Below are 23512 nucleotides of genomic sequence, written 5' to 3' on the forward strand. Positions count from 1 at the left end.
ATAATAATGTAGTATATTTGTATGCTTTTTTGAATATAGATCAATGAAAATTATTATTGCGGGTGCTGGAGAAGTAGGATTTCATTTAGCCAAACTATTGTCTTATGAATCTCAAGAGATTACGCTAATTGACACCGATAAAAACAGCTTGGCATATGCCAGTGATCATCTCGATATTAGAGTTATAAAAGGTGATGTGACGTCTATTGCCATACTAAAAGAGGCTAGAATAAATACCGCCGAGTTATTTATTGCTGTTACCTCTTCGGAAACTACAAATATTACAGCCTGTGTGCTAGCTAAGCAACTAGGAGCTAAGCAAACCATTGCTAGAATATCAAATTCAGAATTTATAGATCAAAAAGAAGAAGTTGGGTTTACCAAGTTTGGAATTGATGAGCTTATTTCTCCTGAAACACTAGCTGCTACTGAAATAGGATTGTTATTAAATCAGTATGGGTTTAATGACACTTATGAATTTGAGCAAGGTGCTTTAACCATGCTAAGTTTACGTTTATCGCGAACAGCAAGTTTTGTTGGAAAAACCGTAAGAGAAGCAGCTCAAGTATTTCCAGAATTGCATTTTGTACCTATTGCTATACAGCGTTATGCGACACAGTATACGATAATTCCACGTGGAGATACAGAATTTAAGGAAGGGGATAAAGTGGTTTTTATGACTTCAAAAGGAGGTGATGATGAGCTGTTTGAATTATCTGGAAAAGTGAAAACAGAACTCAAAAACATTATGATTTTGGGTGGTAGCAAGATTGGTTATAAGACGGCTAAAGAATTGTGTGAGAGTAAGTTCAAGGTGAAGTTGATAGAAAATGATAAAGAAAAAGCCTTTGAGTGTGCTGATGATCTTCCTAATGCCCTTGTTATTAATGGAGATGGAAGAAATGTTGAACTTTTAGAAGAAGAAAACATCACCGAAATGGATGCTTTTATCTCAGTGACTGGAAATTCTGAGACTAATATTATGTCCTGCTTGGTTGCCAAGTCTAAGGGTGTTAAAAAAACTATTGCCCTAGTAGAGAATATGGATTATTACCAGCTGTCTCAGTCAATAGGGATTGATACTTTAATTAATAAAAAACTTCTTGCAGCAAATAATATTTTTAGATACATCCGACGTGGAGAAGTTGTCGCGATGACTAAACTAAGTAATATGAATGCGGAGCTTTTAGAGTTTGAAGTGACATCAACTTCTAAAATTACACGGCATAAAATCAAAGATCTAGATTTTCCAAGATCTGCAATTATTGGCGGTGTGATAAGAGATGAGATTGGACTTATTCCCTTAGGCGATTTTCAAATCCAGGTAGGAGATAAGGTTGTGGTCTGTAGTTTGCCAAGAGCCATCACCCAAGTAGAGCGATTCTTCTTCTAATTAGAAACTATGAAGCTGAACTATAAAATCATATTTCATTTTTTCGGACTTTTATGTCTCTTTAATGGAGGCTTCATGCTGTTGTCTACAATCATCAGCTTCATATATAAAGACGGTGCAACCCTAGAAATATTGAGTGCCGGACTCATTGTTTTGGTTATGGGTATTATCGCGATGTTAGTTACCAAAAATCATAAAAAAGAGCTAGATAAACGAGAAGGGTATATTGTTGTTGCGTTTGGCTGGATTGTCATGGCTTTAACGGGTACTTTGCCTTATTTAATCACAGGAACAATCCCGAGTTTTACCAATGCCTTTTTTGAAACCATGTCTGGTTATACAACTACTGGAGCTAGTATTTTAAATGATATAGAGGTATTGCCAGAAGGAATTTTGTTTTGGCGAAGTATGACGCATTGGATAGGAGGTATGGGTATTATTGTATTAGCTATAGCCATATTGCCGTTATTAGGTATTGGAGGAATGCAGTTATTTGCAGCTGAAGCTCCAGGACCAAATGCTGACAAACTCCATCCTAGAATCACCGATACAGCAAAGCGCCTATGGCTTATTTATTTTGGTTATACTGCGGCAGAAACTATATTGCTGCAGGTTGCTGGCATGAACTTTTTTGATGCTATAAATCATTCGCTGTGTACGTTGTCTACAGGTGGGTTTTCAACAAAAAATGCTAGCGTAGCCTATTGGAATGGGCAACCAGTAATTCAATACATTATTATTGTTTTCATGTTTTTAGCTGGAACTAACTTTGTATTGAGTTATTTCGCATTTAAAGGAAAGGTGCAAAAAGCCATTCGAGATGAAGAGTTTAAATTATACTTTAAGTTTATTGCTTTATTTACCATTGTAGCGGCATTCATAATTTATTTTAACGCTGATTTTTCCTTATCCTCAATAGATCATCCCATGGTTTTAGGGAAGGCTGAAGCGTCTTTTAGACATGGCTTATTTCAAGTAATAGCCATCGTGACAACAACAGGATTTGTCACGGCAGATTACACCATGTGGACCCCATTTTTACTCGTATTTTTCTTCGGAATTATGTTTTTAGGTGGCTCGGCAGGAAGTACTTCTGGAGGCGTGAAAGTGGTTCGCCATATGATTATGATAAAAAACGGATTTTTAGAATTTAAACGCGCCTTACATCCAAATGCAATTCTTCCAGTTAGGTATAATCAAAAAGCAGTCTCAGGAGATATTGTATTCAATATACTTGGATTTTTTATTCTATATATGTTATCCTTTATTGTTGGAGCTTTAGTCTTCTCTATGTTTCAAATTGATTTTGAATCGTCAATTGGACTATCGGCTTCGAGTTTAGGAAATGTTGGCCCTGCTTTGGGCGATTTCGGACCAGTAAATAACTATTCAGCTTTACCCAGTTTAGCAAAGTGGTGGTCAGCTTTTTTAATGCTCATTGGACGATTAGAATTGTTTACTGTCTTGATATTATTGACACCTTTTTTCTGGAGAAATAGATAATCTTTTCAAATATTTCTAAAAAAAATGATGTCTTAAAATCATTAATATTTATAGGTGTTTCCATGATTTTGTGTTCGACTTTAGCGACTTACCGTAGAATTGTTGTGTAACATTTTGAGGAGATATACGTCTTATTTATATAACCACTAAAATAATCAATCATGGAATTAGTAATCACATCTCAAGAATTAGAACCATTACCCATACATAAGTTGTCCACAACATTTGAACGACCAGAAGGGTTGTTAAATTCAAATTACAAAGCTGTTGTAAAATGTAATTTAACCAACACAGAATTAAATTCAATTTTTGGTATTAAGCAACTTGTAAAAAGCAGACAATATCAATTTACTTCAAGTATCGAAACCCTTTTAAAACTGTCTGTTTTTGTAACAGTGTTGGCCTTTATTATATAGGCAGCCACTTGTAGACTTTTTTAACTGGTACGATTGAGTTCTCACTCAAAACTATCTTTTACATTTTATCAATACATGGTCGATGTGTCATAGCATATCGAAGGGTATTGTATACGTTACTTACAACTTTAGAATGTCTGAGATTTTTCAGAAAGAATACGTTAGAATTATGAGCTCAATTGGATCCATGAATGCATCGTTGAAGAATAATCGCAAGTTATTAAAAAATGGCAAGCGCAAACCATTTTCGAAGTCACTTGTTGGATATCATAAAATGACACCCTATAAAACCTATGTGCTCCCTGAAGTGCAACCTCATGTACTGCGCAGAGTTAGAATAAAAATCAAAAGAGAGAATAGGCGTTTATTAATCAAACAGATAATCGTAGGTGTTTTTGTAGGATCTATTATAACCTACTGGTTTTATAGAATTCAGTATGGTTGAAATCAAAAAAAAGGATTACAACAGAAATCAGTTCAATTTCACTATATCTCTTATAATCCTCTTTCTGATTATTATTTAACTAGCAACTACTGCAACATCATCTAGCTTACCGCTTCTTTGATTCGCTTAATAGCTTCTATAATTTGTTCTTGCGAAGCCGCATATGAAATTCTAATACAATCTGGATTTCCAAATGCGATACCAGTAACGGTTGCTACATTGGCATGCTCTAATAAGTATAATGAGAAATCTGTAGCATTTTCTATATGCTGACCTTTTAGCGTTTTGTCAAAGAAATATGAAATGTTTGGGAAGACATAAAAAGCACCTTCAGGAACGTTAGTTTGAAAACCTTCAATTTCGCCCAGCAGCTTCAGTATAAGCTCACGTCTTACCTTGAACTCATCAATCATATATTGAACGCTTGAAGGGCTTTCCGTTAATGCTGTGATTACAGCGCGCTGCGCAATGCAATTAGCACCACTGGTGATTTGTCCTTGCATTTTATTACATGCTCTAGCGATGTCTTCTGGAGCTCCAATATAACCAATTCTCCAACCGGTCATAGCAAAAGCTTTTGACACACCATTCACTGTAACGGTTCTATCATACATATCCTCAAATTGGGCCATGCTTTGATGGCCTCCAATGAAGTTAATGTGTTCATATATTTCATCTGAAACAACAATGATGTTAGGATAGTTTTGAAGGACATCAGCCAATGCTCTGAGTTCTGTTTTGCTATATACAGATCCACTTGGATTGCAAGGTGAGCTATACCAGATCATTTTGGTTTTAGGTGTGATGGCAGCTTCTAATTGTTCAGGTGTTAATTTGAAGTCGTTGTCAATTGAAGTTTTTACTTCAACAGGAATACCTTCGTTAAGTTTCACAATATCACTATAGCTGACCCAATACGGACACGGTAATATCACTTCATCACCTTTGTTGAGAAGTACCGCAGCAATATTAGCTAATGATTGTTTTGCTCCAGTAGAGACGACGATTTGTGGCCTTTTGTAAATTAGATTATTATCTCTTTTAAATTTTGTGATGATGGCATCTTTCAATTCAACATAACCATCTACAGGAGTGTACGAATTATAGTTGTCATTAATCGCCTGAATTGCAGCATTCTTAATAAAGTCTGGAGTGTCAAAGTCTGGTTCACCCAAACTTAAGCCAATAATATCTTTTCCTTCTGCTCTTAGTTCTCGTGCTTTGGCCGCCATTGCTAAAGTAGCAGACGTTGCCATATTCAGTACACGCTCTGAAAGTTGTGCCATTTAAAATTGTTTCAGTTTAGCTCATTGACGGTTTCATACCCATTTCTTTTAAGAATCTAAAGTGGGCAATGATCGCTTTTCTAGTGGTTTCGTATTCTTTGTATGGTAAATTAAATTCTTTAGCCGTATCTCTAACTATCTTTGAGATTTTCCCATAATGAATATGACTGATATGGGGAAAAATATGATGCTCCACTTGATGGTTAAGACCACCGGTATACCAATTTATAATTTTGCTTTTTGCACCAAAGTTTACCGTTGTTTTTAATTGATGAATTGCCCACGTATTTTTCATGGTTCCATCTTTTTCAGGTAGTGGCATTTCAGCTTCATCCATCACGTGAGCTAATTGAAACACAACACTTAAAATTAAGCCTGCTACATAATGCATGATAAAGAATCCAATGAGAATTTTCCACCAAGCAAAATCTAATACTAGCATTGGTACTACAATCCACATCCCGATGTAAATCAATTTTGAAATCACCAGTTTACTCCAATTAACCACGGGATTAGGTAGTTTACCATAGGATAATTTTCGTTTCATGTAACGATACATTTGTTGAAAATCTGTTGTGATGGCCCAGTTAATTGTTAGTAAACCATAAAGTAAGATGGAGTAATAATGTTGAAACTTATGATACTTGCGCCATTCAGCATGTTCTGAAAAGCGTAAAATTCGACCAGCTTCTAAATCCTCATCATGACCATGAATATTTGTGTAGGTATGATGCAAAACATTATGCTGTACTTTCCAATTGTAGACATTTCCTGCAAGAATATAAATGCTACTTCCCATTAATCGATTAATCCATTCCTTGTTAGAAAATGAACCGTGATTACCATCGTGCATAACGTTCATTCCCACGCCTGCCATACCTATTCCCATGACAACTGTCAATAGTAATTGCGCCCATCCAGGAATGTCTAATGTTAGAATTAAAAAGTATGGTGTTAAGAAAAGGGCAAACATGATTATGGTTTTCAACCACAATTGCCAGTTTCCAGTTCGTTTAATATTATTTTCTTTAAAGTAATCGTTAACGCGTTTGTTTAATGTTCTAAAGAATTTTGCGGAGTCTGTTCTCGAAAAAGATAAAGTTTTTTGTGCCATTAATTTTGGGTATTATCAATATAACGTAAAAAAATTCGCTTATATTTCAGGGCAAAGATAATTAATAAATACTGCCTTAAAGGTAATATTATGCTAAAAATATCCATATAAAAATGTCTATTTTTGTCAAAATTTAAAAAAATGGAGTTTATAAAACGATATTTTCCAGAATTAACTGAAATTCAAGTCCGTCAATTTCAGCTATTGGAAGCATTGTATAAAGACTGGAATCTAAAGATTAATGTAGTGTCCAGAAAGGATATAGACGAGTTGTATCTTCGCCATGTGTTACACTCTTTGGGTATTGCAAAAGTAATCCGTTTTAAACCAGAATCTCGAATATTAGATGTTGGTACCGGAGGAGGATTTCCAGGAATTCCACTTGCCATTTTACATCCTGATTGCCAGTTTCATTTGGTCGATAGTATCGCCAAAAAACTCAAAGTAGTTGATGAGGTAATTGAAGGATTAGGCTTAACAAATGTAAAAACAACGCATAGTAGAGTCGAAGAGATAGATGAACAGTTCGATTTTATTGTCAGTAGAGCTGTCGCTGTGATGCCGACCTTTGTGCATTGGGTAAAAGGAAAAATCGCGAAGACGCAACGCCATGAGCTAAAAAATGGCATATTGTACTTAAAAGGCGGAGATCTTTCTGAGGAGCTGAAACCATATCAAACGGCTACCGTTTATAAGTTAAGCGATTACTTTGAGGAGGGTTTTTTTGATACTAAAAAAGTGGTGCACCTACCGCTCAAATATAAAAGTTAAAATAAGCCCTATAAGAGTATAGAGCTCATAATGAAATATGTTTTTTGTGTTTAGAAAGAGGTCGATAGGTTTAAGGTAAAACCAGTGTTTTCAGGAACAAATCGACAGATACCACCGACACAAACCAAGCCACCTCGTTGTCTTCCGTAACTTGCCATAACACGAGTAGCGCCTTTTGTAAAACTACCACCTACAGTGTAATAATGTACTTGACGATCTTCGTCAGGGTTACCATAATTCCAAATATCAGTCGCAAAAACACTTAACTTGTTATTGAAATTATACTCAATCGTTCCGCCTGCCCAATTTTTCGCTCTTTCCGATAGCTCATCATCAGAAAATAGATGGGACATTTCAAGCCTTAGAGATTTTCCACTTCCAAATTTACGAGTGACTTCACCAACTACCGCAGTTGCATTAACTTCGCCAATGCGATCTTCAACAAATCTTGCGTTATAAAAGGTATTTACAACAGAGAAGATGGAAGACCACTTTGGCGACCATTTTTTACGGATATCAAGGCTAAATTCTTCAAAATATTTTTCACCAAATCCAAAAAAGTCGGTATTCTCATAAGTTCTTTCACCAATATTAAAATCGCCATTCAAACCAGACCAAGTTGCATAATTGAAAGCCAGCTTAGTCCCATATTTCCCACCCAATGTTGAACCTTTTTTAATGTTATAGAAAATATCTATTTGACCGCCAATTTCACCTGCTTTGAATAATGGATTGAATGTCAATCTTGGTTGAGCTTGATAGACATAAATATTTGTTATACCATAGTCATGTTGCTTTGTTAGAGCAGGAATAAAGTTGAGATAGTTTTGATTAAATACGTTCGCAGCTTCATCACGTTCTGAGAAATAGGCCATATTTTCCATTCTTCTAAAGGTCGCATCAATTCCTAATCCCGATTTTGCATATCCGAAATTAAAGAGTAATGCACTTCCATCGAAGTAACGGTCTTCTATAATATTACCTAATTCTGAATACACATCCTCACCTTTAATAAGATACTCTATGGAGGAATATATATTGCCTTCAGTTAGGTCGAGTCGAAAAGAATAGGAATTTGTTAATGATTCAAAGTTTGGGTTTTCGATGTCGAGATCTTCATCTCTTCCGACATAACTAAATCCAAAATCTAAACCTGTAGATTCAAACTTGAATAATGATGATAGTCCAATTTCGGTGTTAAACGCATAAATTGTACCATCTGATACTTCAAAACCATCACGTTGTCTACCGTAAAGCGCAGAGAATTCGAGATCTTTCGTAGGTCTGAACTTGACATTAGCTCCTCTTATGGCATTGTTTACGCCAATTTGCCTGTCTTCCCAAGTTCGTAATGAGAGTCCGCTGCCATACTGTTCATAAATATGACCTAAGGTGACTTCAAATTTAGAATTGCGGTATCCTACTGCAAAGGTGCCTATGTCAGTACCTTGGTATTTCGGATAAAAGTTTAATAAAGAATTCGGTTCATATGACTCTAATTGTACGTGAGCAAACCAGTTTTTATAAGTGTAGTTAAGTCTGAGGTAATTATTTGATCGAAACGGGTCATCTTCTAAAAAATCTCCGGTTTTTGGGTCATCGATATAATATTGAGAGTTAGATTCGATACCTCCACTCAATTTTCCATAGTCTTGAGCAATTGCAAAAAATGGTGTGTATAGCAAAATTGCTATTAGATAAAAGCGATTCATTTAGTTGAGGGTTGTTAATTAGTAAATTATTTAGAGAGCTCTATGATTTTTTCATATAGTTCATCTTCACTACCCGGTGTGTAACCAGAATGTCTGTAGAGTATTTTATTATTTCTTACCAAAAGAGTCACGGGTATTGTGGGTGCATTCAACTGTCTTTTGAGATCACTGTTGGTGTCTAAAAGAACTTCAAATTCCCAGCCTTTACCACTTACTAATGGTCTTACCCGTTTCACTGTTCTGGAATCATCAACCGAAATAGCATATAATTTTACTTTGGTTTCATCAACCCAATCGTCATAAACATCATTTATAGCATCAAGTTCATTCTTACATGGCACACACCATGTTGCCCAAAGAGAGACAATGACGAGTTGATCATCTTCAGAAATACTCGATAGACTTATGTTGTCACCATCTAGAGTTTCAATTTGCATTTTAGGTAATACGTCTTGTCCAAAAGTTGAAGACGATAAAGTAATGATAAATAATAGGGATAAAAGAGATTTCATTTTAATGCGAATAATTTAGTTGTTTTGAACAAAGTTAATTTTTTTTGAAAAACATAGACATTTGTCTTAGTTTTTTTACAAACTATGTGCCAAATATTTAATAAAAAACGAAATATATTTTTATATTCGTATTTCTTAAAATTTTAACATTAACATTTACTTTATTATGAAAATCAAAAACTTAACAAAAATTTTTCTGTTCGTAGCCGTAGCAGCATTATTTTCTTGTAGCTCATCCGAGGATGGAAATAGCGATGGTGGTGGAGCTACAGGACCAGCATCAATATCTGTAATCGCGAGTGCTCAATTTGTGAACTTTGGCACAGACGTTACATTTACAGTAAAAACGAATGAAGGCACAGACGTTACTTCAGATGCTACAATTCAAATTAATGGTTCTTCAATCCAAGGAGCTGTATATAATGCCCCTCAAACTGGTGAGTATACTGTAAGAGCGACCTATGAAGATTTAACAAGTACTCAAATTACAGTAAATGTTTTACCGATTATTGTAGATGTTGATGTGCAAACGTCGCAGGCCACATATAATTTAGGAGATCGAATTGATTTTCGTGTCATGGCTATAGATAATGATGGTAATTTAATTGATGTTACAGATGTATCTGAAGTATTTATTTCAGGATCTGAATCTTATAACACTGGATCTATAGTGATTCCTGGTGTAGTGGGAGATGTAGAAGCATATGCTACTTTTGATGAATTTACTTCTGACCCTAAAACGGTTAGTGTTGAAGATAATGGAAATACTCCAGGTTCATTTACTCGTAAGGCATTAATTGAGGATTTTACTGGAACATGGTGTGGATGGTGCCCTAGGGTTTCACAAGGTATTGAGTTATGTTTGGAAGTTTCTGATAATGTCGTTCCTGTAGCGGTTCATATTGGTGATTTCATGGAAAACACTTTCGGGAACCAAATCGCAAATGCTTTTAATGTGAATAGTTTTCCAACAGCTTATGTTAATAGATCAGCTGAATGGGCTTACCCTGAGAATTCTAATGTAAATCAAGTAACAAGTCAAGCTACTGGAACAACACAAAATGGTATTGCAATCAATTCTGCGATTAAAGGAAGAGATATGTCATTCATTGTAAGTGCTGGTTTTGGTCAAAATGTAAATGGTGCGAGATTAGTAGTTTTATTGTTGGAAAATGGAATCTCGGCTAATCAAGCAAATTACACCTCTTTTTACGGAGGGGTAGACCCAATTCCTAACTTTGTGCACGATCATGTATTACGTTATGCATTTACGAGTGTCATGGGAGATGTGGTGCCAGCCGGTCAGTCTTCTTCTGGAAATTCTTTCCGATTAAAATACGATTATAATATTCCAACGAATATTGTAGTAAATGCTGATAATGTTGAAATAGTAGCTATGTTACTAGATTCAAATGGAGAGATTATAAATGTGAATGTTGCTAAGGCAGGAGAATTTACCGATTTCAATTAAACAGAGATATAAAATTACAATAAAAAAAGGGCTGAATGTACATTCAGCCTTTTTTTATTGTCTATGTACATGAATTACTTCACAACAACTTTGGTTCTGTAATTGTAATTGTCTTTTGTTTGTATATTAAGAATATATAGTCCAGTCTCTAAGTTTAAAGGTAAGGTAGTTCTTCTTTCTAAAGTTTGTTGAGATACAAACACCGATTTACCAGTAATGTCAAACGCAGTAATCGTCACGCCATCGACCACCTTATTACTTAAGATTGTTAAGTTATCTTCAATAGGATTTTTTTCTATTTTAAGAGATGTGATATTTTCAAATTCTATATTTGATAAGGTTTCTGGGATAATTTCACTTAATGCAAAAGCGACATTTTGTTCTGTCAGTTGAACATGGTCTTCGTTGTCATCAGGCATGTACCAGTTAACGAAAGGAGTGCTATTTAAAGTGTCACCTGTTCCTTCTGGAGTGCCAAGATCAATATCGTGAAACCAATCATTCTCACCAACGGGATTGCTGTCTAAGGCCATAGCGCTTACCGAAGGAATGAAATTAAACTTATCTATGGTTAATGAGGTTAGGAAGCTATCTATTATTGGATCTCCTCCTAGACCAGCTGTAAATCCGCTCAAATTAAAAAGTCCGCCAGATGCTGCATCAACACCATCAGAGAATGATGGAGCTTCTGCTTGCACTTCAACATCGACTAAAGTGATGAATCCAAACAAAAAGAATCCTTCAACAAATATTTTGCTAATTAATTGCGGGCCATCTACTGTAGCAGGTGTCAAGTTAATGTTAATATCTGCTGTTGTTTGCGGTAGCGGAGATGTTGGAATGGGTAAATCTTGAACCGCTAGAGCTACAAAACCTGGTGTTACAGGTGTGTTGTCTATAGCTAAATAAGGAGATCCAATGCCACTTCCGTTAATCATAGATACGTTTCTTGTGTTCTGCGGAAACCCCGTAGCTGTTAGACTATTGATGTTGTTTTCAAAGACGGCTCTATAAGGGTGAGCTTCAGGTAATAATTTCGTTGGATCAAATTCAGCATCACTACCACTTACTAAATGTGCTTCAAAATGATCTACTAAAAGCTGTCTTGCTGCCGCTGATTTTAATAGACCATTAACTATGGGCTGAAGAGCAGTAATATTTAAATCATTACCAAGCCCGTTAGCTAGAAAGTTGAATTGATGTTGGAACCCTAATGGAATATTAGCGCCAAGATGCGGCGAATCAAATGAGATAAACAATCGTGTTTCGTGGTCAAGCGTTTGATTTTCCATATAATTTAATGCAAATCGAGAAATTAGTCCGCCCATACTGGGTCCGATAATGACCAACTCTTCATCACCAACTTTATCAGTGTTTAAAGTAGTAATCAAATCTACTAACAGCATGGCATTGCGTTCCATAAAATCTGCACCTCCATCTACTAATGTGCTTCCAGGATAATCCAATTCATCAATGACTAGATCGGCATTATTATCGGTGGCATCATCAATGTTTAATAAAGAATTATCAGTCAATCTGAAATATGATGGAAAATTTAAAATGACAACGTCAAATCCTTGAGCTCTCACTAGATCTGCAAGATTTTGCTGGCCTTCAGAACCTGTAAAGTCTAATAAATTATATAATCCTGAAATAGTTCTACCATCACCTGGATCAAATCCATCAACAAGAATAATTGGTTTGTCTAAAACACCAGTATCAGTATCTAGAAAAATTTCATACTCACCAAGTCCTGCAAATTCAGGAACTCCAGTGTACCCGCTTAAATCAGGTGTAATTGCAGATTCAAACTCTATGGTTTGTGCTTGAATAAAAAGTGGCAGTAAGAAAAAGAGTAAAGTGTATTTTTTTATCATGATTAATTAATTAATAGTTACGTTCCTCTAAGATACAAAGTTTCAGTAAGTTAAAAAGATGTTGGTACATGTTTTAGATTAAAATTAAAAAAAAATCCTCAAACTGTATGATCTGAGGATTTTATTGGAAATAGCGACTATCCTAAAAATGGATAACGATAGTCTGTAGGTGTTACAAATGTTTCTTTAATCATACGCGGTGAAACCCAGCGCAGAAGATTGAGAGCGCTTCCAGCTTTATCATTTGTTCCTGATGCTCTTGCACCTCCAAAAGGTTGTTGACCAACAACGGCTCCCGTTGGTTTGTCATTGATATAGAAGTTTCCAGCACAATTTTGCAAGGCTTTAGTCGCTTCATCAACCGCGTATCTGTCGCTAGCCAAAATAGCTCCTGTCAAAGCATATTCACTAGTTTCATCAACTAATTTTAACGTTGCTGAGTAGTCGTTTTCATCATAAACATATATCGTAATCACAGGGCCAAATAACTCTGTACACATGGTTGTGTATTTCGGATTAGATGTCACAATGACTGTCGGTTCTATAAAGTAGCCTTTTGATTTATCATAGTTTCCTCCAACAATAATTTCGGCATCTGTATCTGCTTTCGCTTGATCAATATATTTCGCTAATTTATCGAATGAACCCTCGTGAATCACAGCTGTAATAAAGTTGCCTAAATCTTGAGGAGAGCCCATTTTAAAGGATTTTACATCTTTAATCACACGTTCTCTAACAGTATCCCAAATGTTAGATGGAATATAGGCTCTTGACGCAGCACTACATTTTTGACCTTGAAATTCAAAGGCGCCTCTTGAAATGGCTGTAGCGACTTGTATTGGATTCGCTGATTTATGAGCGACTATAAAGTCTTTTCCACCTGTTTCTCCTACAATTCTTGGGTAGGTTTTATAGTTATGGATATTGTTTCCAATTTTTTTCCAAAGCTCTTTAAAAATATATGTTGAACCCGTAAAGTGTAAACCAGAAAAATCTGGACTATCCATAACGGTATCTGTAATCATTACTGGATCTCCAAATACCACATTAATAACACCTGGAGGAACTCCCGCTTCTTTAAAGACATCCATAATAATTTTAGCTGAAAAAATCTGGCTATCACTAGGTTTCCAAACCACTACATTTCCCATTAATGCCATACAAGCGGGAAGGTTTCCTGCGATGGCGGTGAAATTAAAAGGAGTTACTGCATAGGTGAAACCTTCTAATGGACGATATTCTAAACGGTTCCAAGCATCACTCGTGCTTTCTGGTTGCTCATGGTAAATGTCGGTCATGAACTGAACATTGAAACGTAAAAAATCTATGAATTCACAAGCAGCATCAATTTCAGCTTGATGCACTGTTTTGGATTGCGCTATCATAGTTGCTGCATTGATTTTTGCTCTATAAGGACCAGCAATCAATTCGGCAGCTTTCAAGAAAATACCAGCGCGATGTTCCCAAGGTAGTTGTGACCATGTTTTTCGCGCTTCTAAGGCTGTAGCAATGGCATCTTCAATATGAGATTTTTCGGCTAAATGATATGTTCCAACAATGTGTTGATGGTCATGCGGTGCAGACATGGTTTTAGTGTTTCCAGTAGAAACGTTCTCTCCATTAATATATAAAGGAACATCAATTTGAGTATTCCACATGTCGTTGTAGGCCTTTAATACTTCATCGCGTTCTGGAGATCCAGGCGCAAAAGATTTAACCGGCTCATTTATAGCTATTGGTACGTTGAAAAATCCTTTTCCCATCTTATATTTAATTTAAAAATTGCTTATTATTTGAAAGCTGCAAAGTTACGATATTTTGACGACTATTGACTTAAAGACTATTAAAACAAGGTTAAAATACTGCCCTTTTTTTTGTAAGTTGCAATCCTTATAAATGATATGAACGACGGAATAATTCTTACGCTTGCGTATCCCGAAACTATTGTCTCACATGCTGAAGAATGGTATTCGCCACTCTTGAAATTTGTATCTATAGGAAGCAAGAAACACGTAAGAGCAGGTCATGCTGCTTTGGTGTTGATTGATAAAACTACGGGCATCTTAGAGTATCACGATTTTGGCAGATATATTACCTCTTCGCCAAATGGAAGAGTAAGAGGGCGTCAAACCGATTTCGAATTGAATTTTCATATCATTGCTGATATTGAAAATGATAGGATTAAGAATTTGAATGAGATTCTTAAATTTTTAGCAACACATCCCAAATTGACTCATGGTGAGGGTCGTTTATACGCATCTATATGCAAATCGGTTAATTATAAAAAAGCACGTACACATATTACGCAAATGCAAGGCTTAGGGTTTATTAGGTATGCTGCTTTTGTGAAAGACGCCTGTAATTGCGCTCGATTTGTAACCGATAGTTTGATTGCTTGTGTCACAGATACTGACATTAAATCAAGGTTAATTAGGTCAAAGAGTTTTACGCCTAGTACGATAGGTAACGTCGTTATTGCCGATACCGAAAATGATGTCTATGTCGTTTCTGAGCTCGGAGAGATTGCCGAATTCAAATCCTCGGTAAGTAAAGAAAATAGACGTTTGTTCTTGGATACTTTAGTAGATTATAATCCGAGTTTAATAGGAACCCTTGAGCCAAAACACAATAAAATCAAAAATGACCATGCCCAATGGTTAAGTGGTATTGCAGCAGGTGCTTGGTTTGAAATATATCACATAGGTAGTGCTAAAGAATTTAGATTTAGACGTATTTCGCCTTATGGAAATATTGATTGTGATGGTGTGTATACTATTATAAACAAAGGTTTTGATATTCACGCTTCATATCAATTTGTACATTATTCAAACTGCCAGTTTTTCCATATTACTCAACAATCAGAAACCTATAGGTTTGAGTTTGTAGATCATTATAACGCAGTCTAGTTTTGTGCAAAAGGAGCACTCAATTTAAAAGAAGGTATGATCACTTTAAATTTGTTTGTATTTGTGAAGTTTACCATGTTATAATGGCCTTGCATGGCTCCAAATGGAGAAGTTAATAGACAACCAGAATTATAAGTGTGAGATTCACCAGGTTTCAAGACTGGTTTTTTACCAATCACTCCTTCGCCTTCAACAATTTCAGTATTATTTAAAGCGTCCAAGATTTTCCAATATCTCGAATTTAATTGAACAGAATCTTTACTCTGGTTCTCAATAGTCACTTTATAACCAAAAGCAAAGTGTACTTTATAGTTTTTATAAAATGTACCCTCGAAAGATGTTTCGATAGATATTTTTATTCCGCTTGTGACTTGTTGAACCATGAGTGTATCTCAATAATAGCTTACAAAAATAACCATTTTGCGCCTAAATTGATCGCTTTTTTAAAATTAAGCAATTTTTTAACACTTTTTAGAATAACTACCGATTATGGGTTAATAAATCAGTTGAACTCGTAAATGATTCAATAGTTTTGAAAAAATTAAGGATGTCTGCTTCTTGTAATAAGGTGTTGATAGTCACCATTCTAACAAAGTCTTGGTTTCTAAACTTTCCGAAGCCAACCATTAGTTTTGAGTCTTCATATAGCGATGTGCATAAGGTTTTGGCCGAAATAGTTTTGTAATTGAAACATACTGAAATGGAATTTTCAAAGCTATATAAAGTATAGTCTGCATGGTTATTGATGTACTTACGGGCAAGTGCTGCTAATTTAAATTGATGATTAACAATGGATTCGAGTCCGATATTTCCAACCGATTTCCATAATGTCCATAATTTTAAAGCATCGTTTCTTCGCCCGCATTGTAAAGAGGTTTTTCCTAAATTGAAATCGTCATCATTGGTTTGATAGAGATACTCTGCTTCATTAGAAAAAGATTGGTATAAATTATTCTTGTTTTTGGTCACAATAATTGAACAACTCAAAGGAGTTCCCAGCATTTTATGGGCATTTACGCTAAACGAATCGGAGTGCTCAATACCTTTTACTAGACTTTTATATTGCGTGCTAAAAATAACTGCTCCGCAATATGCACCATCCAAATGCAACCAAACATCGTGTTTTCTACAAATAATACTTATCTTTTCGACATCATCAAAAGCGCCTAGTACTGTAGTGCCAGCAGTAGCATTTACGAAAAAGGGTTGCAAGCCATTTTCGATATCCTTTGATATCTGCGTATCGAGGTCTTCGGCAAGCATTTCTCCACGATCATTTGTTTTAATTGTTCTCACTTGGTCGCGTCCAACGCCGATAAAAGAAGCGTTTTTAGTAATCGAATAATGTGATTCTTCCGAAGTATATAGGGTCATTGTGTTTGAAATCCCTTTGTTTCTGGCCGCTGGATTATATTTATCACGTGCCATTAAAACAGCCATGTAATTACTCATAGAACCCCCAGGAGCAAATGTACCATCTGCCGATTTTGGATAGTTAATCATCTCGCATATCTTATGCAATATAACTTTTTCAATACCTACTTGTGGTCCCGCAACTTTGTATGTGTACATACTATTATTTAACATTACGGCAAGCAAATCCCCGAGGGTTGCACGACTAATGCGTCCACCAAATAACTGATTAAAAAAAGATGTTGAAGCAGTTTTTGGTGTTGACTTAATGATGTCTGTTACTGTTTTTTTGAAGTCCTTATCAACAATCGGGTCATCATTAAGCTGTAAATTCAGGGTGTCGAAAAGCTCAGTAGTATTAATAGGAGTAGCTACGGGATTGTTTTGTTCTTCGGAAATCAAGACTTCTACGAGTTCGTTAAACAGTTGTAAATCCTTTAACATATTTTATGACGATTCTTTATGAGTTTAATTTGAAATATCTACTGAAGTTGCTTCACCAAATCCGATAAGTTCATCAAAACGGGCGCCAAGATCTCTGTAATACACCAGCACTTTATAGTTGTTCTCAGTTTGCCAAAAGTCACCACTAATTCTACCTTCGTCTAGATTGCCATTTGCATCGACCACAACATATTTATAATTATAAAACCCTTGTTTAAGTTTAAAGGCGGTTTCATACAATCCACTTTCACTATTATAATTAAGTCTATTCTCGGAGTCTAAAGCATAATTGTTATAATTTCCATACACATAAATCGCACTACCATCGTTAAATTCAGGATACTGTAAAGAAAAATGAATCATAGTGTAATCGGCTTCAATATCTGGATTATCGGCATCTATGGCTGTGATTTGGAAATTACCATTGATATCAGGGTTGTACGTATAAGGTTGATTATATCTAGGTCCAGCAGTGAATAGGTAATTATGGTAAATATCTTTTAAATCGATGTACTGAACACCCACATTAGCGGCTCTAACGTCTTTGTTTTCAAAGAAGCGAAATTCATTACTGCCCCAAAAAGCCGTTTCATTAGTATACCTATATATGAGCTCTTTTCCAATAGTATATTGTGGCTTTACATTTGTAATGGCAGTATGTAAATTATTATTCTGAATAATTAATGTTTTTACTGTTTCTTTTGGGTTATTGAGATTCAATCCGCCAGAATTAATGACAATATCTATACTTTGTTTACTGTCTATATAGCGTACATCTCTGAGACGCTTTACTGAGACACCTACGCCAAGAACCTCTTTATAAATCATAAATTTCCTAGTAAACATCAATTCATTGTCTTCATCATAAATGGAAATGAGGTAATTTCCCGTTTTAGTTAAGCCTCGGGTTTGGCGATTAGGAATTGGGAGTCTGTAGTGCGAGTATAATTGAAAGGCGTTAAAGGAGTTTTTATAATCTACAATTCTGAAATTGTCAAAGCCTTGGAGGTATTCCATTTTTGCCAGATTAGATTTGGTCCAGTCATAATTGTAATGTTCAATCGTGTAATAGAAATCAGGTTCTTCTGCCGTTAAAACGTCGAACTCTAGATAAAACGCTTCCCCAAGTCTTAGTATGGGCAATTGTCCTTGAGCAGAACTGCGACTTTTAAAGGTGATAGTTTTAATGTTTTCTGGTGGATTTACTTCTTCGACTTGAGCTGTTGTAAGAAGAGTAAAAATGAAAGATAGTACTAGTAGTAGGGCTTTTTTTGTCATTCTATTATTGTTTGCAGGTAAAGATAAGCAAAATCTGTGCCTTATTTAAACGAGTTTATTTAGAATCAATTAAAATAACAAACTTCGTTAATATGTTTATATATTACTCATTTTTTGCGTAAATTTGCACGGATTTTTAGACAACTAATTTCAATATAAAGCGTATGTCAAAAGACATTAAAATTAAAAAAGGTCTGGATATAAAACTTGTTGGTGAAGCTGAAAAAACAGTTGAACAAGCCATTATAAGTAATTTCTGCACAATCCGACCTGAAGATTTTCATAGCGTTATTCCAAAACTTGTAGCTAAAGAAGGTGCTACTTTGCAAGCCGGAGATGTTATTTTTCACAATAAATCTAACGAAGACGTAAAGTTTGTGTCTCCAGTTTCTGGAACTGTGATAGAAATATTAAGAGGTCCAAAGCGACGTATTGATGCGATTAAGATTCAGGCAGATAAGGAACAATCGTATAAGGATTTTGGTAAATTCGATATGAATGCTAATGCAGCAGCGATTAAAGCTCATTTATTAGGTTCAGGGTGTTGGCCTTTTATCAAACAAAGACCTTATGACGTAATTGCGAACCCAGAAAAGTCGCCAAAATCAATTTTTATTTCAGGATACAATACATCACCCTTGGCAGCAGACCTTGATTTTCTATTAGAAGGGAAAGAAGCTGAATTACAAGCTGCTGTTTCTGCTTTATCAAAGTTAACTGATGGTGATGTCCATATTGGTGTTGGATCTCATAATTCACCACTTGCTAATATGAATGATGCCATCGTTCACAAAGTGTCTGGGCCACATCCTGCTGGAAACGTTGGAACACATATTAATAAAATTGACCCTGTTAATAAAGGAGAGACTGTTTGGACAGTTAATCCGCAGGATTTAATAATTATAGGTGAATTACTATTGACTGGTAAATTCAATGCTGAGCGTATGGTTGCACTAGCAGGTTCTTCAGTAAAAAAGCCGAGATATTTCAGAACAAAAATAGGAAGCGAAGTTGCCACTATGGTTTACGACAATGGCGTAGAAAAAGATGGTAATGATCGTATCATTTCTGGTAATGTATTAACAGGAAAGCAATTAAAACCTGACGGAAGTCTTGGATTTTATGACAATCTAATTTCTGTGATTCCAGAGGGTGATGATTATGAATTCTTTGGATGGAATAAACCAATTTTTAATAAAATATCTACGTCTAGAGCACTGACATTTTCTTGGTTAAATCCAAATAAAAAATACGATTTAAACACAAATACAAATGGTGAGCATCGTGCTTTTGTGATTACAGGGTCTTACGAAAAAGTGTTTCCACTAGACATTTTTCCAATGCAGATTTTAAAAGCTTGTAAATATGAGGATTTAGATGAAATGGAAGCTTTAGGGATGTACGAAGTTGCACCTGAAGATTTTGCTTTGACAGAATTTATATGTGTGTCTAAACAACCACATCAAGATATTATTAGAAAAGGATTAGACTTAATGCTTAAAGAAATCGGATAGATCGCTCAAACGAAAAAATACTATGGGTTTAAAAAGTAAATTACATAATTTAAAAGAGAAATATAAAGGAAAGAAAATGGCTCCTGCGTTTAACGCACTCCATACATTTTTATATTTACCTAATGAGACCACACACAATGGAACTCATATAAAAGTCGCTGATGATCTAAAGCGAACAATGAATATCGTAATCATGGCATTAGTGCCTTGTTTGATCTTTGGGATGTTCAACGCTGGATATCAACATTATTTGGCATTAGGGGAGATTGAAACAGCAAAAGGATTCTTAGGATCTAGTTTCTGGACCATAGACAACTTAGTTGTTGGACTTTGGCAGGTTTTACCTTTAGTTATTGTCTCTTATGGTGTTGGTCTGGCTGTAGAATTTTTATTCGCAGTGATTAAAGGTCATGAAGTTGAGGAAGGGTATTTAGTTACTGGTATGTTAGTGCCATTAATTGTACCTGTAGATATTCCATTATGGATGTTGGCAGTCGCAGTTGTATTTGGTGTTGTAATCGGTAAAGAAGTGTTTGGAGGTACAGGTATGAATATCTTAAATCCAGCGTTAACCATTAGAGCCTTTTTATTCTTTGCATATCCTACATGGATGTCAGGGGATAAAGTATGGGTGCATGGTGCTGTAGAGCGCGATCAACTCATTGCCTCTGGGCAAAATTTAGATGCTATATCAGGTGAGACCATTTTAGGTGCTTATGCTCAAAATAATTCGGTAGTTTATGATTATTGGGATATGTTTTGGGGACTAATACCTGGGTCCGTTGGTGAGACTTCAAAATTCTTAATTATTATTGGAGCGCTATTTTTAATCTTTACTAAAATAGGAAGCTGGAGAATTATTGTGTCTACATTAATTGGGGCATTAACAATGGGGTTAATTTTCAACGGAGTTGTTTCTGCAGAATGGATTGGAGAATCAAGTAAATTCTATGGTTTAATGAATGTGCCGTTCTGGCAACACTTAATTATAGGTAGTATCTTATTTGGTGCAGTATATATGGCAACAGATCCAGTAACTGCGTCTCAAACAAATAAAGGAAAATGGATTTACGGGTTCTTAATTGGATTTATTTCAATAATGATACGTGTATTCAATCCAGCGTACCCAGAAGGGGTATTCTTAGCTATTTTATTAATGAACGTTTTCGCTCCAACTATTGATCACTATGTGGTTCAAGGAAATGTAAAACGTCGTATGAAACGTTTAAAAGTTAAAACTGCTTAACGATGGAAAAGAGAACAGATAAAAATTCATATACCGTTATATTTGCGGTAGTAATGGTATTAGTTGTAGGATCGTTGTTGGCGTATTTGGCATCATCATTAAAACCTACCATTACTGAAAACCAACGTTTAGAGAAACAGCAAAACATTCTTTATGCCATGGGTGTCAATAATAATGACGATACCAGTGCAGAATTCGTCTCCACAGAAGAAGCTGAAACCTTATTTGCTGAAAAAGTTCAAGAACAAATGGTATTGCTGTCTAACGATGGCGATTTTATAAGTCAAATGACGAGACAAGAGTATATGGAGGCCAATAACGGCCAAGAACCTTATTTAATTGATGTTAAAAAGCAGAAATCAAATGCTAAGAATGGTGTAGAAAGAAAGTTGCCTTTATTTATTGGGAAAAATAAAGAAGGTAAAACGGTCTATGTAGCACCTATTTATGGTAAAGGACTTTGGGATGCCATTTGGGGATATGTGGCTATGGATGAAAACATGGTTGTTCAAGGTGCCTATTTCGATCATAAAGGAGAAACACCTGGTTTAGGAGCTAATATCAAACAGCGCTATTTTATGGATGATTTTTATGGTGAGCATTTGTTGACAGAATCGGGAGCCTTTAAAGGAATTACAGTAGCCAAGGGTAATGCTGATCCTAAGAACGAAGATAAAACAGATAATGAAGTTGATGCTATCGCTGGAGCAACTATTACAGGTGACGGAGTATCGGCTATGATTAAGAGTGACTTGAAATTGTACAAGCCTTATTTCGATAACTTAAAAAAACAAACGAACTAATATGGGACTACTTTCAAAAAAAGACGCAGCTTTAATAACGGATCCATTAGCAGATAATAACCCAATTACAATTCAAGTATTAGGTATCTGTTCTGCCTTGGCTATTACTGCCGAATTAGAAGCTTCTATAGTAATGTCAATATCTGTATTATTTGTACTAGGGGTAGGTAATGTTGTTATTTCATTAATGCGTAACATTATTCCATCTAAGATTAGAATTATTGTTCAGCTTATTGTTGTCGCAACTCTGGTAATTATAGTAGATTTAGTATTGAAGGCTTTCGCTTATGAACTGAGTAAAACACTTTCAGTATTCGTAGGATTAATAATAACCAATTGTATTATTATGGGACGTTTCGAAGCCTTCGCATTAGGTAACGGTCCATGGAAATCTTTTTTAGATGGTATTGGAAATGCATTAGGATATGCGTTGATTTTAATTATTGTAGGATTCTTTAGAGAATTATTAGGTTCGGGAACCTTATTAGGTGTCCCAGTATTAGGTGACCCAATAGAGAAAACAGGATTATATGCATTGGGTTATGAGAATAATGGGTTCATGTTATTATCACCAATGGCATTAATTGTAGTAGGTATAATCATTTGGGTACAACGTACAAGAAATAAAGCACTAGTAGAAGATTAAAATTGAATTGTCATTCTGATTTAATCTCAGAATCTCATCAACATTTATAATATGGAACACATAGAATTATTTTTCAAATCAATATTTATCGATAACATGGTATTCGCCACATTCCTTGGGATGTGTTCTTACCTTGCGGTATCTAAAAAAGTATCTACTGCAGTAGGATTAGGTGCAGCGGTAATTTTCGTTTTGGCAATTACAGTACCATTAAACTGGTTATTGGATCAATATGTATTGCAACCCGGTGCTTTAACTTGGTTAGGCCCTGAGTATGCAGATTATGACTTGAGTTTTTTGTCATTTATTATGTTTATTGCAACCATTGCAACAATGGTGCAATTAGTGGAAATTGTAGTTGAGAAGTTTTCTCCTTCATTATATAACTCTCTTGGGATATTTTTACCGCTCATCGCAGTGAACTGTGCTATTTTGGGAGGTTCTTTATTTATGCAGTCTAGAGAAATAGCAACATTAGGGTTAGCCCTAAACTATGGGATTAGTTCAGGAATAGGTTGGTTCTTAGCTATTTTAGCTATTGCCGCAATTCGTGAAAAAATTAGATATTCAAGTGTTCCGCCTGCATTAAGAGGTTTAGGAATCACATTTATCATCACTGGACTTATGGCGATTGGCTTTATGAGTTTTGGAGGTATGTTAACTGGTGGTGACGACGAAGGAAAAAAAGAAGAAACAGTTGAAATAACAACTCAAAAAATTGACAATACAGAATTAGCTAACAACACTAAAATAAATGAGTAG

General features: G+C 35.4%; 21 protein-coding genes. 12 read left to right on the forward strand and 9 right to left on the reverse strand.

What is annotated here, in order from left to right:
• Positions 1-43: 43 nt before the first annotated feature.
• The 4 genes from trkA (at position 44) to BLT57_RS04915 (ending at position 3757) form a co-directional block, all read left to right on the forward strand.
• Positions 44-1393 carry a Trk system potassium transporter TrkA gene (trkA, locus tag BLT57_RS04900; protein WP_091423071.1) on the forward strand — a complete coding sequence of 450 codons (1350 nt, stop codon included), beginning with the start codon at positions 44-46 and terminating at the stop codon, positions 1391-1393.
• A gap of 9 nt (positions 1394-1402) precedes the next feature.
• Positions 1403-2896: a TrkH family potassium uptake protein gene (locus tag BLT57_RS04905; protein ID WP_091423075.1), complete on the forward strand. Its 1494-nt coding sequence runs from the start codon at positions 1403-1405 to the stop codon at positions 2894-2896.
• 161 nt (positions 2897-3057) lie between these two features.
• Complete coding sequence (locus BLT57_RS04910) at positions 3058-3312, forward strand: hypothetical protein (protein ID WP_091423078.1); 255 nt, start codon at positions 3058-3060, stop codon at positions 3310-3312.
• Positions 3313-3445: 133 nt separating this feature from the next.
• Positions 3446-3757: a hypothetical protein gene (locus BLT57_RS04915; protein WP_091423082.1), complete on the forward strand. Its 312-nt coding sequence runs from the start codon at positions 3446-3448 to the stop codon at positions 3755-3757.
• Between the two features lie 101 nt (positions 3758-3858).
• Here the strand turns inward: BLT57_RS04915 and BLT57_RS04920 are convergent, their stop codons facing one another.
• Positions 3859-5043 carry a pyridoxal phosphate-dependent aminotransferase gene (locus BLT57_RS04920; RefSeq protein ID WP_091423085.1) on the reverse strand — a complete coding sequence of 395 codons (1185 nt, stop codon included), beginning with the start codon at positions 5041-5043 and terminating at the stop codon, positions 3859-3861.
• A 16-nt stretch (positions 5044-5059) separates the two neighbouring features.
• A complete protein-coding gene (locus BLT57_RS04925) occupies positions 5060-6157 on the reverse strand; it encodes an acyl-CoA desaturase (protein WP_091423089.1) in 1098 nt (365 codons plus the stop codon).
• 141 nt (positions 6158-6298) lie between these two features.
• Here BLT57_RS04925 and rsmG point away from each other — a divergent pair, with 141 nt between their 5' ends.
• Positions 6299-6928: a 16S rRNA (guanine(527)-N(7))-methyltransferase RsmG gene (gene rsmG / locus BLT57_RS04930; RefSeq protein WP_091423092.1), complete on the forward strand. Its 630-nt coding sequence runs from the start codon at positions 6299-6301 to the stop codon at positions 6926-6928.
• Positions 6929-6978: 50 nt separating this feature from the next.
• Here the strand turns inward: rsmG and BLT57_RS04935 are convergent, their stop codons facing one another.
• Together BLT57_RS04935 and BLT57_RS04940 are read right to left on the reverse strand one after the other, a co-directional pair.
• A complete protein-coding gene (locus BLT57_RS04935) occupies positions 6979-8640 on the reverse strand; it encodes a DUF6029 family protein (RefSeq protein WP_091423096.1) in 1662 nt (553 codons plus the stop codon).
• 26 nt (positions 8641-8666) lie between these two features.
• Positions 8667-9152 (reverse strand): TlpA disulfide reductase family protein, encoded by a 486-nt coding sequence (locus tag BLT57_RS04940; RefSeq protein WP_091423098.1) that lies wholly within the window; start codon positions 9150-9152, stop codon positions 8667-8669.
• A 166-nt stretch (positions 9153-9318) separates the two neighbouring features.
• Between BLT57_RS04940 and BLT57_RS04945 the strand changes: the two genes are divergently transcribed.
• Positions 9319-10623, forward strand: a complete 1305-nt coding sequence (locus tag BLT57_RS04945; RefSeq protein ID WP_091423101.1) for an Omp28-related outer membrane protein — start codon at positions 9319-9321, stop codon at positions 10621-10623.
• Between the two features lie 74 nt (positions 10624-10697).
• Here BLT57_RS04945 and BLT57_RS04950 read toward each other — a convergent pair whose 3' ends face one another.
• On the reverse strand, positions 10698-12500 hold the full coding sequence (locus BLT57_RS04950; protein ID WP_091423103.1) for a T9SS type A sorting domain-containing protein: 1803 nt from the start codon (positions 12498-12500) through the stop codon (positions 10698-10700).
• A 137-nt stretch (positions 12501-12637) separates the two neighbouring features.
• Positions 12638-14263, reverse strand: a complete 1626-nt coding sequence (pruA, locus tag BLT57_RS04955; RefSeq protein ID WP_091423106.1) for an L-glutamate gamma-semialdehyde dehydrogenase — start codon at positions 14261-14263, stop codon at positions 12638-12640.
• Between the two features lie 138 nt (positions 14264-14401).
• On the opposite strand from pruA, the gene BLT57_RS04960 reads away from it, so the two are divergent.
• Positions 14402-15406: a DUF6695 family protein gene (locus BLT57_RS04960; RefSeq protein WP_091423109.1), complete on the forward strand. Its 1005-nt coding sequence runs from the start codon at positions 14402-14404 to the stop codon at positions 15404-15406.
• Here BLT57_RS04960 and apaG read toward each other — a convergent pair.
• The 3 genes from apaG to BLT57_RS04975 all read right to left on the reverse strand — a co-directional run bounded on the left by apaG (position 15403) and on the right by BLT57_RS04975 (position 18541).
• Complete coding sequence (gene apaG / locus BLT57_RS04965; protein WP_091423111.1) at positions 15403-15789, reverse strand: Co2+/Mg2+ efflux protein ApaG; 387 nt, start codon at positions 15787-15789, stop codon at positions 15403-15405. The genes BLT57_RS04960 and apaG overlap by 4 nt on opposite strands.
• Positions 15790-15886: 97 nt before the next feature.
• Positions 15887-17263 (reverse strand): aminotransferase class V-fold PLP-dependent enzyme, encoded by a 1377-nt coding sequence (locus BLT57_RS04970; protein WP_091423114.1) that lies wholly within the window; start codon positions 17261-17263, stop codon positions 15887-15889.
• Between the two features lie 24 nt (positions 17264-17287).
• Complete coding sequence (locus BLT57_RS04975; protein WP_091423117.1) at positions 17288-18541, reverse strand: DUF5103 domain-containing protein; 1254 nt, start codon at positions 18539-18541, stop codon at positions 17288-17290.
• Positions 18542-18705: 164 nt separating this feature from the next.
• Here BLT57_RS04975 and BLT57_RS04980 point away from each other — a divergent pair, with 164 nt between their 5' ends.
• From BLT57_RS04980 to nqrE, 5 genes are read left to right on the forward strand one after another with little or no spacing between them, the layout of a single operon-like run.
• Positions 18706-20055 carry a Na(+)-translocating NADH-quinone reductase subunit A gene (locus BLT57_RS04980; protein WP_091423119.1) on the forward strand — a complete coding sequence of 450 codons (1350 nt, stop codon included), beginning with the start codon at positions 18706-18708 and terminating at the stop codon, positions 20053-20055.
• Positions 20056-20077: 22 nt separating this feature from the next.
• A complete protein-coding gene (locus BLT57_RS04985) occupies positions 20078-21301 on the forward strand; it encodes an NADH:ubiquinone reductase (Na(+)-transporting) subunit B (RefSeq protein WP_091423122.1) in 1224 nt (407 codons plus the stop codon).
• Between the two features lie 2 nt (positions 21302-21303).
• Positions 21304-22104: a Na(+)-translocating NADH-quinone reductase subunit C gene (locus BLT57_RS04990; protein WP_091423124.1), complete on the forward strand. Its 801-nt coding sequence runs from the start codon at positions 21304-21306 to the stop codon at positions 22102-22104.
• 1 nt (position 22105) lies between these two features.
• Positions 22106-22750 carry an NADH:ubiquinone reductase (Na(+)-transporting) subunit D gene (locus BLT57_RS04995; protein WP_091423127.1) on the forward strand — a complete coding sequence of 215 codons (645 nt, stop codon included), beginning with the start codon at positions 22106-22108 and terminating at the stop codon, positions 22748-22750.
• Between the two features lie 51 nt (positions 22751-22801).
• The gene (gene nqrE, locus BLT57_RS05000) at positions 22802-23512 is read left to right on the forward strand and encodes an NADH:ubiquinone reductase (Na(+)-transporting) subunit E (RefSeq protein ID WP_091423129.1); all 711 of its coding nucleotides are present in this window, start codon (positions 22802-22804) and stop codon (positions 23510-23512) included.

Origin of the sequence: Formosa sp. Hel1_31_208 (genome assembly GCF_900104785.1) — a bacterium.
Lineage (GTDB): Bacteria > Bacteroidota > Bacteroidia > Flavobacteriales > Flavobacteriaceae > Psychroserpens.